General features: G+C 36.7%; 17 protein-coding genes and 1 tRNA gene. 3 read left to right on the top strand and 15 right to left on the bottom strand.

All coding sequences use genetic code 11. From position 1 onward, the window contains the following. Positions 1–94 precede the first annotated feature (94 nt). The 6 genes from nuoD to SFA27_RS19420 form a co-directional block, all read right to left on the bottom strand. Positions 95–1,318, bottom strand: a complete 1,224-nt coding sequence (nuoD, locus tag SFA27_RS19445; protein ID WP_047377759.1) for an NADH dehydrogenase (quinone) subunit D — start codon at positions 1,316–1,318, stop codon at positions 95–97. Between the two features lie 65 nt (positions 1,319–1,383). Beyond that, complete coding sequence (locus SFA27_RS19440; RefSeq protein ID WP_047377760.1) at positions 1,384–1,878, bottom strand: NADH-quinone oxidoreductase subunit C; 495 nt, start codon at positions 1,876–1,878, stop codon at positions 1,384–1,386. Between the two features lie 6 nt (positions 1,879–1,884). After that, positions 1,885–2,445, bottom strand: a complete 561-nt coding sequence (locus tag SFA27_RS19435) for an NADH-quinone oxidoreductase subunit B (RefSeq protein WP_047377761.1) — start codon at positions 2,443–2,445, stop codon at positions 1,885–1,887. A gap of 99 nt (positions 2,446–2,544) precedes the next feature. After that, complete coding sequence (locus SFA27_RS19430) at positions 2,545–2,916, bottom strand: NADH-quinone oxidoreductase subunit A (RefSeq protein WP_047377762.1); 372 nt, start codon at positions 2,914–2,916, stop codon at positions 2,545–2,547. 252 nt (positions 2,917–3,168) lie between these two features. After that, complete coding sequence (locus SFA27_RS19425; protein ID WP_167510753.1) at positions 3,169–3,345, bottom strand: hypothetical protein; 177 nt, start codon at positions 3,343–3,345, stop codon at positions 3,169–3,171. Between the two features lie 220 nt (positions 3,346–3,565). Beyond that, entirely contained in the window at positions 3,566–4,696 is a 1,131-nt protein-coding gene (locus SFA27_RS19420) for a GNAT family N-acetyltransferase (protein ID WP_047377763.1), read from the bottom strand. 104 nt (positions 4,697–4,800) lie between these two features. Here SFA27_RS19420 and SFA27_RS19415 point away from each other — a divergent pair, with 104 nt between their 5' ends. After that, positions 4,801–5,511, top strand: a complete 711-nt coding sequence (locus SFA27_RS19415; protein ID WP_185097845.1) for a zinc metallopeptidase — start codon at positions 4,801–4,803, stop codon at positions 5,509–5,511. Here the strand turns inward: SFA27_RS19415 and SFA27_RS19410 are convergent. From SFA27_RS19410 to rbfA, 9 genes are all read right to left on the bottom strand, one after another. Beyond that, a complete protein-coding gene (locus tag SFA27_RS19410; protein ID WP_407298182.1) occupies positions 5,508–6,113 on the bottom strand; it encodes an IMPACT family protein in 606 nt (201 codons plus the stop codon). The two genes, SFA27_RS19415 and SFA27_RS19410, sit on opposite strands and share 4 nt — an antisense overlap. A 121-nt stretch (positions 6,114–6,234) precedes the next feature. Beyond that, a complete protein-coding gene (locus tag SFA27_RS19405; protein ID WP_156118444.1) occupies positions 6,235–6,417 on the bottom strand; it encodes a bacteriocin-like protein in 183 nt (60 codons plus the stop codon). 28 nt (positions 6,418–6,445) lie between these two features. After that, positions 6,446–6,610: a bacteriocin-like protein gene (locus SFA27_RS19400; protein ID WP_185097846.1), complete on the bottom strand. Its 165-nt coding sequence runs from the start codon at positions 6,608–6,610 to the stop codon at positions 6,446–6,448. Positions 6,611–6,671: 61 nt separating this feature from the next. Beyond that, positions 6,672–7,697 (bottom strand): bifunctional diaminohydroxyphosphoribosylaminopyrimidine deaminase/5-amino-6-(5-phosphoribosylamino)uracil reductase RibD, encoded by a 1,026-nt coding sequence (gene ribD / locus SFA27_RS19395; RefSeq protein WP_407294348.1) that lies wholly within the window; start codon positions 7,695–7,697, stop codon positions 6,672–6,674. 63 nt (positions 7,698–7,760) lie between these two features. Then, positions 7,761–9,563 (bottom strand): DUF349 domain-containing protein, encoded by a 1,803-nt coding sequence (locus SFA27_RS19390; protein WP_047377765.1) that lies wholly within the window; start codon positions 9,561–9,563, stop codon positions 7,761–7,763. Between the two features lie 74 nt (positions 9,564–9,637). Further along, a complete protein-coding gene (locus SFA27_RS19385; RefSeq protein WP_047377766.1) occupies positions 9,638–10,375 on the bottom strand; it encodes a shikimate dehydrogenase in 738 nt (245 codons plus the stop codon). Positions 10,376–10,436: 61 nt separating this feature from the next. Further along, positions 10,437–12,227, bottom strand: a complete 1,791-nt coding sequence (locus SFA27_RS19380; RefSeq protein ID WP_407294345.1) for an endonuclease — start codon at positions 12,225–12,227, stop codon at positions 10,437–10,439. An 80-nt stretch (positions 12,228–12,307) separates the two neighbouring features. Beyond that, a complete protein-coding gene (locus tag SFA27_RS19375) occupies positions 12,308–13,513 on the bottom strand; it encodes an ABC transporter permease (protein ID WP_407294343.1) in 1,206 nt (401 codons plus the stop codon). A 3-nt stretch (positions 13,514–13,516) separates the two neighbouring features. Beyond that, the gene (gene rbfA, locus SFA27_RS19370; protein ID WP_047377769.1) at positions 13,517–13,876 is read right to left on the bottom strand and encodes a 30S ribosome-binding factor RbfA; all 360 of its coding nucleotides are present in this window, start codon (positions 13,874–13,876) and stop codon (positions 13,517–13,519) included. Between the two features lie 93 nt (positions 13,877–13,969). Between rbfA and mce the strand changes: the two genes are divergently transcribed. Beyond that, complete coding sequence (mce, locus tag SFA27_RS19365) at positions 13,970–14,368, top strand: methylmalonyl-CoA epimerase (RefSeq protein WP_047377770.1); 399 nt, start codon at positions 13,970–13,972, stop codon at positions 14,366–14,368. Between the two features lie 62 nt (positions 14,369–14,430). Beyond that, positions 14,431–14,504, top strand: a tRNA-Ile gene (locus SFA27_RS19360). The last annotated feature ends 40 nt before the right edge of the window (positions 14,505–14,544 follow it).

Below are 14,544 nucleotides of genomic sequence, written 5' to 3'. Positions count from 1 at the left end.
TGTATTATTGTACAATGTACAATGTACTAATGACTTATTTATTTGATCATTGTAAAATCATGAATACATTTTACAATGGTACTTTTTACAATTATTATGCGTCTAATTCTCCCGCAATAATATTCATACTACACATCGTTACAATGGCATCTGAAATTACAGAGCCTGTAATCATTTCAGGATATGCCTGATAGTAGATGAAACATGGTCTTCTGAAGTGAAGTCTGTAAGGGCTTCTTCCTCCGTCGCTCACAAGATAGAATCCTAATTCTCCGTTTCCACCTTCTACAGCGTGGTACACTTCTCCTTTCGGTACATCAGTTTCTCCCATTACAATTTTGAAATGGTAGATCAATGCTTCCATTTTCTGATATACATCTGCCTTTTCAGGAAGATAGAAGTCTGGAACATCCGCATGGAATGGTCCTTCCGGAAGATTTTCGTATGCTTGTTTGATGATTTTTATTGATTCCCAGATTTCCTGCTGACGAACCATGAAACGGTCGTAAGTATCTCCTGAAGTTCCTACAGGAATAATAAAGTCGAAATCTTCATAGGAAGAGTAAGGCTGTGCAACTCTTACATCATAATCTACTCCTGCTGCACGTAAGTTTGGACCTGTGAAACCGTAGCTTAATGCTCTTTCGGCAGAAATTGCTCCAGTACCGATGGTTCTGTCCATGAAAATTCTGTTTCTTTCCAATAGGGTACAGAATTCTTTGAATCTTGGTGGGAACGTTTTTAAGAAGTCTTTTAATAACTCATGAAACTTAGGTGTGAAATCTCTTTCAAAACCTCCGATTCTTCCCATATTGGTTGTCATCCTTGCTCCACAGATCTGCTCATACATATCATAGATACGTTCTCTTTCGATGAACATATAAGTAAGACCTGTAATAGCTCCTGAGTCCATTCCGGTTACCCCGTTACAAATCAGGTGGTCACCGATTCTTGCCAGTTCCATTAAGATAACACGCATATAGTCTACACGCTTTGGAACTTTAATACCAATCAGTTTTTCTACTGTCATATGCCAACCTAAGTTGTTGATTGGTGCAGAACAGTAATTCATACGGTCAGTAAGGGTAGTGATCTGAGAGTAGTTTCTTCTTTCAGAAATTTTCTCAAATGCTCTGTGGATATATCCTACCGTTTGCTCAGCGTGAAGAATTCTCTCTCCGTCCATCGTTAAGATATTCTGGAAAATCCCGTGAGTAGCAGGGTGGGTAGGTCCTAAATTGAGGGTATATAATTGTCCGTCAATCTGTTCCTTACTTTCGTATTGGTTTAGTATATTAGATAATGAGTTATCTTTCATAATATATAATTAATTGATAAACGACAATTGATTATGAACCAATCATCAGTAATCATTTATATTTTTTATCTTCCGAACATATTATCGTCCTTATCGGTTCTGGTACCGTCTTCAAGGCGATATTCTTTCAACATGGGGTGGTATCCAAGATCTTCCATATTCAAAATAGGTCTAAGATCCGGGTGTCCTTTAAATTTAATCCCATAGAAGTCATACGTTTCTCTTTCCATCCAGTTAGCTCCGGCATAGAGTTCAGTAAGAGAATCTACTTCGATATTTTCTCTGGACATGAATATTTTCAGGCGTAATCTGAAATTGGCCATCATATTATGCAAATGGTATACAACGCCTATTTCCTTTTCAGGGAATTCAGGGTAATGAATACCACAGATATCCGTAAGGAAATTAAATTCCAATGATGAATCTTTAAGATAGTGAATGATTTTCTTAATATCTTCTTTCTTCACCTCAATTGTCAGCATTTCGTAAGGTTCTGAGCTTGAAATGACAGATTCCGGAAATTCTCTTGTGATTGCTTCTAATACAAATTCGTTTGTCATTTCCGTTTAGTTGCTTATGTTGTAAGAATCTAATAACTTCTGATATTCAGGCATGTCTCTTCTTCTGATGCTTTCGCTTTCTGCAAGAGCCTGTACCTGCATTACCCCTTCAATGATCTGTTCAGGTCTTGGAGGACATCCAGGAACATAAACGTCTACCGGAATAATTTTATCAATTCCCTGAAGCACAGAATATGAATCGAAAATACCACCGCTGGAAGCACAAGCTCCAACTGCTACTACCCATTTCGGCTCTGCCATTTGAGTATAAACTTCTTTCAGGACTGGTCCTAATTTCTTTGATATAGTTCCGCAAACCATCAGCATATCTGCTTGTCTTGGAGAGAAAGAGTTTCTTTCCATACCAAATCTTGAAGCATCATACGTTGGGTTTAGGGTAGCCATAAACTCAATACCACAACAAGAGGTAGCAAATGGTAACGGCCAAAGTGAAAACTTTCTTGCCATCCCGATTACACTGCTCAGTTTTGTTGCGAAAAACCCCTCTCCTTCATATCCTTCGGGAGCAGGTGCATCTGTTCTTATTACTGGTTTTTTATCTGACATTTTTAGTAAATATTTAAAGATTAAAATATTTAAAGATTAAAACAAGACCTTTACAATCTTTAAATTACTTAAATAAATTCAATCTTTTAATGTTAAAATTTATTTATCCCAATCCAGCGCACCGCGTTTCCAAACATAGAAAAACGCTACGAAGAAGATTGCAACGAACGTAAGTACAGCAAGAAATCCTTCCATGCCGAATTCTCTAAAGTTTACTGCGTAAGGATAAAAGAATACGATTTCAATATCGAATAGTACGAACAATACCGCAGTCAGGAAGTACTTGATAGAAAACGGTGTTCTAGCATTTCCTTCTACAGGAATCCCGCATTCCCAGCTTTGGTTTTTTACAGAGTTTCCTTTTTTCTGCTGTGGCCCCAAGAAATGTGCCCCAAGCAAAGAAACAGCTACAAATCCTACTGCTACACCAGCCTGGATAAGGATTGGAATATAACTTTCAGGTAAATTCATTTTTGCATTATTATCTCAATTTGCAAATTTAGCGAATAAACAAGAAAGCATGAAATTTATCAGCTTAAAAGTCGGATGAAAATGAGCTAAATCGGTAATTTAGAATCAATAAAAATTAGATCTTAATGATTGTTTTTTTTGATGTGTTTTTCTCCTTTTTTTGTCCCTGCATCACAAAAATAGATCTCATCGTATGTATTGGAGATATTTTAACTTAATGATATGCAGATTTAATAAAAATTGGTTTTGTATTTATTTCTTCATTTTCCTTAGAACAGAATATGCCATAAAAGAGATGTATCCGAAAAGAATACTGGCAAAAAGGATGTTGATGACGGTATTCGTTCTATCATCCTGTGACTGAAAAAAGAAGTTATAACTGATAAATCCAGCGATTAAAATAGCGAAAATGATAAGCTGCGGTTTCATTATGTAAAGATAGGGATTTATAGGTTTTAGGTAACAGGTTATAGGAGGCAGGTAGCAAGTAAATGGAGTTGTGAATTTGGTTTAAAGGTACGAGAGTAAAGACTGAGAGTTTAAAAATTCAATGTTTAAAGTTCCAAGTCAATAACTGATAACTGGCATTCGGTTATTCGTTTTTTTCTCCTATGTCTGGATTCGGTTATTACTTATACAAAATACAATATCACTTATTTACTTCCATAGAATAGGTTCTTCTTCTCTTATGATTTACCGGATTATAATCCTGCCATAAGAGCTGAACACTTTTATTTTCTTCAAGTTCAGGGTTGGTTTCTGCAAAATTAATTCCCATGCTGGTAAACCGTACAAAAATTTCTTTGAAAATAATAGCCGTTACGCCGCGTCTTTGATATTCAGGATGAATCCCGATAAGGTAAAAATTGGCTCTGTCATTCTTTTTGCCGGCTTGTAAGAAATGCCACCATCCGAAAGGAAATAATTTTCCTTTTGATTTTTGCAGGGCTTTAGAATAAGAAGGCATTGTAATTGCGAAAGAAACCAGCTGTTGATTTTCATCCACAACACAAATCACATAATTTTTATCGATGAATGGGAAATATTTCTCTTTGTATGTTTTGATCTGTTCATCAGAAATTGGAGTATAAGTAGAAAGATGCTTATAGGTCTCATCCAATAACTTGAACATTGGTTCTACATAAGGGAGAATTTCTTCCTTTGATTTAAATTTAAGAACGCTGAGCTTATATTTTTGAGCGATCAGGCCACTGAATTTTTCTACTTTTTCAGGAAGAACTTTCGGGAAGTTCATCTCATATTCTACCCATTCTTTTTCTTTGGCTAGTCCAAGATTTTCAAGATGTTTAGGGTAGTAAGCATGATTGTAAATTCCAATCATTGTTGCCAGCTTGTCAAAACCCATTGTTAGCATTCCTGCCTTGTCAAGATTTGTGAATCCCATGGGTCCTTCAATTTTATTGATATTATGTTCTTTGGCATAATCAATGGCAGTCTGAATCAACGCTTTGGAAACCTCAGTGTCATCTATGAAGTCTATCCAGCCAAAACGTACTTTTTTGATGTCTAATTCTTTCTCTTCCTTATGGTTAATAATTACGGCAATTCTACCCACTACTTTACTGTCTTTTACGGCCAGAAACTGCTTGGATTCGGAATAGTGGAACGCCGGATTTTCATTTGCATCCCAGATTTTCATTTCGTCTTTGATAAAGGATGGAACATAGTACGGATTATTTTTGTACAGATCCATCGGAAATTTTACGAATTGCTTGAGTTGACCGGCTGTTTTTACTTCAATAATTGAAACCTTAGACATAATTTTTGATGGTAATTTAAGGACAAATATAAATAATAATATCTTATACTTTGGCACAGTTTTTATATCATTATGGGTAAAATTAAACACAAAATTTATATAAAATGGTGGGTTATTATATCATTATTGGTATTTCAATGTTGGTGAGCTGGTGGGTTTCGTCCAGATTGAAATCGAAATTTGAATATTATTCCAATGTACACCTTCGAAATGGCCTTTCGGGGAAAGAAGTAGCGGAAAAGATGTTGAGAGATAACGGGATAAATGATGTTCAGGTAATATCAGTACCCGGGCAGTTGACGGACCACTATAATCCGGCAGATAAAACAGTAAACCTTTCTGAAGGAGTTTATATGCAGAGAAATGCAGCGGCGGCGGCAGTAGCAGCTCATGAATGCGGACATGCAGTACAACATGCGGTAGGATATTCTATGCTGAATTTACGTTCAAAGCTGGTTCCTATTGTTAATATAAGTTCCAATCTGATGCAATTTGTCCTTATTGCGGGTATCGCGGTAATGGCTGCATCAAGAACGATAGAAAACCCTAATGGAAATACAACCGTTCTTGCTATTGGAGTTGCAATGTTTGCGGTGACAACACTCTTTGCCTTTGTAACGCTTCCTGTGGAATATGATGCAAGTAATAGAGCGATGAAATGGCTTAAAGATACAGGAACTGTAACTGCAGAAGAATTTGTAGGAGTACAGGACAGCCTGAAATGGGCAGCAAGAACTTACGTGGTAGCAGCCTTAGGGTCCCTGGCACAGCTTCTTTACTGGGGATCATTGCTTCTTGGTGGAAGAAGAGATTAATCATTAAATTCAAATGAAACATATTGCATCTCGGAGAGTTTTTCCGAGATGTTTTCTTTTTGTGCAAGCTTCAGGGAGGCGGTAAGGATACAGTTTTCGTTAGCATCGAAATTCAAAACTTTAGCATCAAATTTTGAAAGCAGGGTGAATATAGTATTCTGCTGGTTAAAATTAAACTGAATCTCTATCTCTGTTTCCAGTTCACGGGTAATGATCTGGGCTTCTTCCAATGTGATCTTTGCAGATTCCTTATAAGTTTTTACCAATCCCGAAACTCCAAGTTTGGTTCCTCCATAATAACGGACTACAATCACAAGAATATTGGTGATCTCGTTTGCTAACAGCTGATTATAAATAGGTAATCCGGCACTTCCGGAAGGTTCACCATCATCATTGGCACGATAGTTTTCACCATTTAATCCCATTCTGAAGGCATAACAGTGATGGGTAGCTTTCGGATGTTCTTCCCTTATTTTTTCCAGTGCGCCTTTTAGTTCTTTTTCATTGTTTACCGGGAATGCAAATCCTATAAACTTGCTTCCTTTTTCCTTTAAAAGGGTGTTTTCTATGGGTTTTTCTATGGTTTTGTATTCAAACGTCATTGTATATTCCGGCTTTAATGATGCAAAAATATTAAATGCTTTAGTAATCTGCATCATGATCATAAATTAAGCCGTCAGAATTTGACGGCTTATCTATTTTTTGGGATGTAAAATAATGTTCTTACATCACATCTCCGCACAGATCCATTGGGATCAGGCACATATAACTTGTTGGGCCGCAAAAATCCTGAGGGCATTTATCTCTGCATCTTGTAGGTTGTCCATTAGGTAGTATGCATGTTACAAAAACACCTCCTTTAATGGTTTTCATGCTGGCTCTGGAAACTTTTTTCAAATTTTTCATGATATTAGCTTTTGTTTTACATTAAAATCTAACAAGAGAATGTTCCATCTGCCCAAGGCGGTGGACAGCTCATGCTGGATGGTGTTGCACAGCAGTGCTGTAATGATGGTGGATAGAATGAACAGCATTCAGGAGCATTTCCTCCATTTACTTTCTTTAAGTTCTGTCTTGAAACTTTCTTTAAATTTTTCATAGTAATTTTTTTGTGTACCTAATGTAAAGAAATTATTTCATTTGCTGGTGATAAAATGCTTTTATTTTAGTCTGAAGAAAGAAACTGTATTGTCTCTGAAGTTTTCAATGGTATCTGCTGTATGATTAAATTCCGGCGCTTTTGTTCCGTTTTCCAGCTTTAGATTTTCATTTCTGATGACAATGGCTTCATCCCAAAGATCAGCATTGATAAACTGCTGTAGTGTAAAACGCCCCCCTTCAATAATGACAGACTGTATCTGCTCTTTATACAGTGCTTCCATAAGCTCAGGCAGGAAATTATTTTTGTTGGTTTTAATAAATTGAACAGATCCTTCGGTGCCTTCTTTTACAGCATTTAAAACCAATGTCCTTGCTTCATTATTGTAAATGTTGAAATTGGACGGGACTTTTAAATCAAAATCGATCAGGATTCTGACGGGGTTTGTTCCTTCTGCATTTCTTACAGTAAGACTTGGATTGTCATTTAAAGCAGTTTGGGTTCCTACTAAAATGGCATGTTCGTCAGCTCTTAACTGATGGACAAACTGATTCACCAATGTGTTGGAGACAGCAGTCGGTTTAAAATCCTTATCCAGGAAGCCATCACCAGATTCTGCCCATTTTAGAATAATATAAGGTCTTTTCTTTTCATGATAGGTGAAAAACCTTTTGTTAAGTTCAATACATTCTTGTTCAAGAATTCCTGAAACAGCTTCAATTCCTGCATCCTGAATGATTTTCTTTCCTTTACCATTCACTTTGTCATGAGAATCCATAGCGCCAATAACCACTTTTTTAAATCCTAATTCTTTAATCTTTAAAGCACAAGGAGGTGTTTTTCCAAAGTGAGCACAAGGTTCCAGGGATACATAGATGGCGGATTCCGGAATAAGATCTTTATTTTTAACGGAATTGATGGCATTGATTTCAGCATGGTTTTCCCCGGCTTTATGATGATATCCTTCACCAATGATTTTTCCGTTGTGTACAATCACACTTCCTACAAGAGGGTTGGGATAGGTTTTGCCAAGGGCTTTCTTAGCCAGTTCAATACATCTTTTGATATACAGTTCGTCGTTGTTCATATTGATAAAAAGAAAAAGCGAAGACAAATTGCTTTGCTCCGCCTTTATTTAATTTGTTATCTGTTAATCTCCGCTGATAATGCTGTGAAGATTTTGCTTTAATGTTTCCAGATGAGCTTTTTTCTCATCAATGGTGTTGTAAGTATCTCTTAAAAGAGGATTCTCCCTTGATGGTTTGTTGAAGAAAGAAAGGTTGTTTTCCAGTTTTACAATTTCAGCTTCAAGATCAGAGATTTGGTTTTTGATCTTTCTTGCTTTGTCAGTAAGCTGGTTTTCAGACAGACCTTCTTCTTTCAGTTCAAGTTCGTTGATTTTGTTTATTTTCAATTTTTCTCTTAATGTCTTGTTGAACTCAGAGTTGATTGAAATTTTATCTCTCGGAACTTTTCCAATGTTGTTCCATGAAGTTTTGATCTGTTCAATTCTTTCGATGCTTCCTTCTTCATTGGAAACCAGTTTCAATTCATCAAGAAGGGCTTTTTTGTTTTTATAATTTTCTTTCCAGTTATCGGTAGAAGTATTGCTTTTCTCTCTGTAGTTGTTGAAGAATGCGTTACATGCATCACGGAATTCATCCCAGATTTTATTGGTCATGCTTTTTGGAACGTGGCCTATTTTCTTCCAGTCTTCCTGCAGCTTTTTGAATAACGGAACTGCGATATCCCATTCTTCATTGTTCATATTGTCCTGTGCTGTCTGGATCAGTTTTAATTTCTCTTCAAGATTTGCTTGCTGTGAACCTTTCAACGATTTGTAATAGTTGTTTTTCGTCGTATTAAAACCTCTCAGTGTTGTTTTGAAATCATTCCAGTTTTGGTTGGATAATTTTCTTGGAACGCTTCCGGTTTTTAAGAAATCAGAACGCAGATCTTCAACTCTTTTGATGGCATTTTGCCAATAGTTGTGATTAGGAGTCTCTGATGGCTCGGAAAGTTTCTTGATTTCAGCAATGATCTCGTTTTTCTTTTCAAGATTTACAGTCTGTTCTTTTTCAATAGATGCGGAAAGCTCAGATTTTCTCTCGTGAATTTTGTTGGAAATTTCTTTGAATTCTTCCCATGTTTTTTCACGGAATTCCTCTGCAACAGGCTCAGCTTCTTCCTTCCAAAGTTTATGAAGATACTGAAGCTCGTTTAAAGCCTTTTGAATTACAGGTTCATTTTCCAGTTCTTTAGCACGGGCAATAATATGCTCTCTCTTTTCCAGATTGTGGCTGTATTCCTGCTCCAGAAATTCTTTATTCAGATCCAGCATCTGATAAAACTGGTTCAGGTGGTGGAAGTAGTTGTTGTTAAGAATTTTGAATTCAGATTTTGCAACCTGTCCGGCTTTTGACCACTCTTCTTTAATTTCACGGATGGATTTGAAAAGATTGATTCCCGGTTCAGAACTTGTATATAGATTTTTAAGTCTTTCAATAATACTTTGACGGTGTTCAAGGTTTTTCTTCTGCTCTTCTTCCTGTCCTTTCTGGAAGCTGTCATGTTTCTCCTTGAAAATATTAATCAATGCTGAATATTTAGTCTGGGAAGGATGTTCATAACTAAAGTTTTCAGCAGGATTTCCGGCTTCTACATATTCATGTTTTTTATCCTCCACTTCATCATGGATATAGTGACTTGCTTTTTCCTTCAACAGGTTGAATCTTTTGAAATTCTCACCGGCGTTGGGAGTGTTGATGATTTTTTCCATTTCCTTTAAAGCATCGGCAAGGGAAATTTCTACCTCTTCATGTTCTTCCAGGTGCTCTGCATCATCTTCATGTGGGTTTGCATCATGAGAAACTGTGTTTTCTGATGTGTCCTGAGATACTTCGTTAGGATTGTTCTTTTCTTCGTTTTCAGAAAGATTGTTTTCTGTAGTCATAGCAAATCTTTTATGTGAGTGGCGTTTATATCCTTTAAATATAGCTTTAAGGCCAATTAAAGCACTAATTTATGTTATTTTTTTTGAAAATTCCAAATTTCCCAAGCTTTTTCTGCTTGCTGTTCAAGCATATAATATCCGTTCACTGTTTTTGCTCCTTTTTCTGAAGCATTGATGATGAATTGGGTATAGTTGGGGTTGTAAATCAGGTCGATGACCAGGTGTCCGGAAGAAAGCCCGTCAAAAGGAAAATTCAGACAGTCTGTAACATTCGGGAAAGTCCCTACCGGTGTACACTGAATGATTATTTTGTGCTCAGCAACGGTTTCTTTATCAAGGTTTTCAAAATTGATTTCTGTACTTCGGGCAATAGTTATAGAAGGAATGTTATGTTTATCTAAAGCATATTTTACGGCTTTTGCCGCGCCGCCGTTTCCTAAGATCAATGCTTTGTCCTGTGAAGGGATTTTGTGTAAAAGAAGGGTCTTTTCAAATCCGTAAGCATCCGTATTGTAGCCTGTTTTTTTGCCATCCTGAATAAGAACACAGTTTACGGCACCTATTTTCTCTGCCTCATCACTTAATTCATCAAGATAATTAATGATTTTTTCTTTGTAGGGAATGGTAACATTGAATCCTAAAAGGTCCGGAGAAGCAAAAAGGTTTTCCACTTCATTGATTTCGTTCAGATCAAAAATATCATAGGAGAAGTTCTTCAGCATGAGCTTTTGGAACTTATTTTCGAAGAATTTTTTAGAAAAAGAATAGGAAATGTTTTTTCCTATCAATCCTAATTTTTTATTGGAATCCATATATCAAAAGTAAAAAAAAGACCGGATAAATCCGGCCTTGGTTTGAAATATTTTTTAATAATTAATCTACAATAAATTTAGTAGAGAAATTATCTGCTTTCAGGATGTAAGTCCCCTTTACCACACCATTAAGGTTGATCTTGTTTGAATGTTTGAAAGGATTAACAATAGTCTCGATCAATTTTCCGGAAAGATCATAGATGTCAGCTTTTGAAATTTTGCTCAGACTTTCTCCTTTTACAAATAATTCATTGTTTTTTACCGGGTTAGGGTAGATAGTGAATTCTGATTTACCTTTTTGGGTTTCTGCAGTTCCTAATGTGCCGAAACATGCCCAGCTAAGGTCATCCAGAGCAACTCTGTTGGTAGTAGAAGAGTTTGTCAGTTTAATAACAACATTTCCACTTACATTGATATTATTAATGGTAGTTGTAGTAGCAACAGTACTGTAAGGAATAGTTCCTACATTCACATCGTTTACAAGAACATTGAAGTATCCTGCGCTTCCAGAGAATTTTAGCTGTGTTGTTAACGTTAAATTCTGGATTCCGCTTGATAGTGTTGAACTTGTTAAAGAACCATTTCTGATGGTAATGGCTTTATTGTTGATGGTCTGATCAACTCTTGCGTCTGTAGCAGTCCATGAAATTCCGTTGTTCGTCCAGGTCGCTGTCAGATAAGTATTTGCTGCACCGGTGATCATTTCAAAATCTTCTGTTCCACAGCTTCCGCCTCCGGCAGGTACGTCAAGAGTAGTTTCTGTAGCCGTTGTGCTTTGTGGAGAAGAGTTTCCGAACGCATCTTTAGCAATTACATAGAATGTGTATTGAGTAAGTGGAGCTAATCCGGATACAATAGTAGATGTTGTGGTACCGGAAACATTAGCTTTTAAAGCTCCGTTAGCATAAACCTGATAAGAAGTTACTCCTACATTATCTGTAGCGGCAGTCCAGCTTACAGCAATAGAATTTGAAGTAGGGTTGTTGGCAACAACGTTGGTTGCTGCTGTAGGTGCCTGGTTATCAATTACCGGAGATCCCCAGATTTGAGTAACATATTCAGGGTGGTCAATGAAAGGGTTTCTGTTCCCCTGGTACGTATAAGAAGCATTGTTTCTTGCAATTTCTTCCGCAGATACAGGGTCAATTGCATTCCATGCTAAATATTGATTCAATGCCCAAGGCTGTAGTCCAGGGAAAGCTGTGTTTCCAAGCATATCACCGGAAGAGAAATTAGGAAGCTGGCCTTCATATCTTGTTACAAAATAAAAGAACATTCTGGCAATATCTCCTTTAAAAGCATCAATGGGTTCAAATACAGTACCTGAATATCCTGCAGATACAGATGTACCTAGTTTTGATCCGTTTTTAGAGATGAAAGAAGTAGCACCCACAACTCCGAAAGGATAGTTGGATCTCATTCCGTTTACTTTTCCATCGGTAGCACGAATAAAGTGAATATCAGCTACCATAGGAGAAGCACTGTTGAATAAACTCTGAGGAATCACGTGCTCTCTGTTGTAGCAGTCACCTTCATTAGAATAGCCGTTAGATCCACATTGATTGGTTCCCAGGATGAAATTATACTGATCCGGTCCATTTGGATTTTCAGAATAAATATCCAGAATAGTTCCGTCATTTTCATAAAAATAATCACGGTCAGTAGTAGCATAACCTGTCCATAAACCACCATAGCCATGATCTACATGTCCATTGCTGATAATGTTCTTAAGAGCTGTTTTAAGAGCTGCACCTGTAAGCCCTGCTGCCGGAGTATAATAACCTGCGGGAGCCTGTGCAAAACCGCCGATAAATGCCATACTTAACAGCAAAAAAGATAAAATTTGTTTCATTTATTTAAAATTGGGGCGTAAAGGTACGAAAAAATGAAACTGAAGTATATTAACTTAATGTAATATATAAACTTAGAATATTAGTTCTTAGTAATATATTCCTTGCTGATTTTTGAAAAGAACCATGAAATAGTAATTCCAAACAAAGAAGCTGTAAGGGCTACAATAAGATAATTTTTTCCTACAATTTTTACCGGGAATGGTAGTGCTTCATTGGCTCTGAAGAATCCTGTGTAGAACTGGAAGTAACACAGTGCTGTTCCAAGAATCAATCCGGTAATCACTCCGGAAACAACAATCAGGAGGCCGGTGTAGAAATAGGTCATTCTCAAATGACTTAAAGGAAAGCCGAGTGATATCAATGATTTTGCCTGTTCCTTTTTATCAAGCTGAAGGATAATGATTGCTCCGGCAAGGTTAAAGGTAGTAATAAAGATAACCAGGGCAAAAATCAGGTAAATAAAAAGTTTTTCAGTGTTGATCATTTTCCAGAAAGCAGCATTTTCTTCTTCCTTGGTTTTGATCTCAATATTTTTTCCGAGAGAAGAAAGCAGGCTTTGTTTTACAGCATCTGCATTTTCCGGATTTTTTAGTTTAATAACAATCTGATAAGCTGACTTTTTGGGAAGATTAAGTAATTCTTCCGCAAGCTCTATAGGAGAGATAATATAATTGTCCAGTTGATCTTTTCCAGGGAAAACACCAGTTACCGAAATATCTCTTTTATTATAAATGTCTTCTTCTTTATTGATAATCCCTGTTCCCGGTTTGGGCATAAAGACTGTCGCATAATGGTTGGAAGAATCTACAGGAATTGAAAGCCTGTTGTCCAGACTATTTTCCATCAATACTTCATTGGAATATTTGAAGCTTGGATAAGTTCCGTAGAAAACATCTTTATTGATAGGGTTTACTTTGGTGTAAGCAGAATCAACACCTCTTAAATAGGCAATATCTCCTTTTCCGTTGAAACTAATGTATACTTTTTCTTCAATAACACGGGAGAAACTGGTAACTTCTTTATGGGTACCCAATACTTTATTGACGATATCCAGATTTTTAATGGTTTTTCCGGAAGTGCTTTTTAAAGTAAGGTCTGCATGAAGATTAGAAATAAGGTCTTTATTCAGGTCCTCAAGGCCTGAAAAAACAGAAATAATGACGAACATTGCAGTCACAGCAACCGTCATGGCACCCACAGACAGCCACGTAATGAACGTAACCGCGGTGCTGCCTTTTTTAGCCAAAAGGTATCTGGATGCTATGTAAAATGCAATATTCTTCAAGATTTATAAAACAGGATTGTCGCCTTCGCCTCTTAATTCTCTTTCCAGTTTTTCAACATCATCCAGAGCAGTGTCAAGGTAAAAGTTAAGCTGTGGAATGATACGTACCTGTTTTGACATTTTCTGTCCAATGAAGTTTCTGTATTGAGGTTTGTTTTCTTCTATCTCCTTCATCACAGCGGTACGGAATTCCTGTGGGAAAATGCTTAAATAGATCTTGGCAATTCCTAAGTCAGCAGTTACTTTCACATCTGAAACAGATACTAAAATACTCTGTTTGCTTTCTGCAGCCTGTTTGCGGAAAAGCTCTGCGAAGTCTTCCTGAATAATCTGTGCTACTTTTCTTTGTCTGTTACTTTCCATAATTTCTGCAAATTTAGTACTTTTGTTTGAATTGATACTTTGAAATTCAACTGGAGTATCAAATTTACGATTTAATTATATTTATTAGTATTTATGAAGCTAGAACATATTGGTATTGCCGTAAAGTCTTTAGGTGTTTCTGATGAGCTTTTTGCCAAACTATTAGGAAAAGAATCCTATAAAAAAGAATCTGTGGAAAGGGAAGGGGTGGTAACTTCTTTTTATGAAACAGGAGAAAGTAAAATTGAGCTGCTGGAAGCCAGTAATCCTGAAAGTCCGATCTCAAAATTCATCGATAAAAAGGGCGAAGGCATCCATCATCTGGCATTTGGCGTTGAAAATATCGTGGAAGAAGTGAAAAGACTGAAAAAAGAAGGATTTCAGTTTATCTCCGAAGAACCGAAAGAAGGTGCTGATAATAAATTAGTTGTCTTCCTGCATCCAAAGTCTACAAACGGCGTGCTGGTAGAACTTTGCCAAGAAAAGCAATAAAAAATTTTGTAGTGAAAGAAATTTTACTATTTTTGCAAACACAAAATTTAACCAAGTTTTGAGGTCCTATAGCTCAGTTGGTTAGAGCACCTGACTCATAATCAGGTGGTCCCTGGTTCGAGCCCAGGTGGGACCACAATAAATCAAGCACTTACAGAAATGTAGGTGCTTTTTTA

It is taken from the genome of Chryseobacterium sp. HR92 (genome assembly GCF_045689405.1).
Classification (GTDB): Bacteria; Bacteroidota; Bacteroidia; order Flavobacteriales; family Weeksellaceae; genus Chryseobacterium; species Chryseobacterium viscerum_A.
The sequence above is the reverse complement of the archived record's forward strand: the minus strand, read 5'-3'. Positions and strand labels throughout refer to the sequence as shown.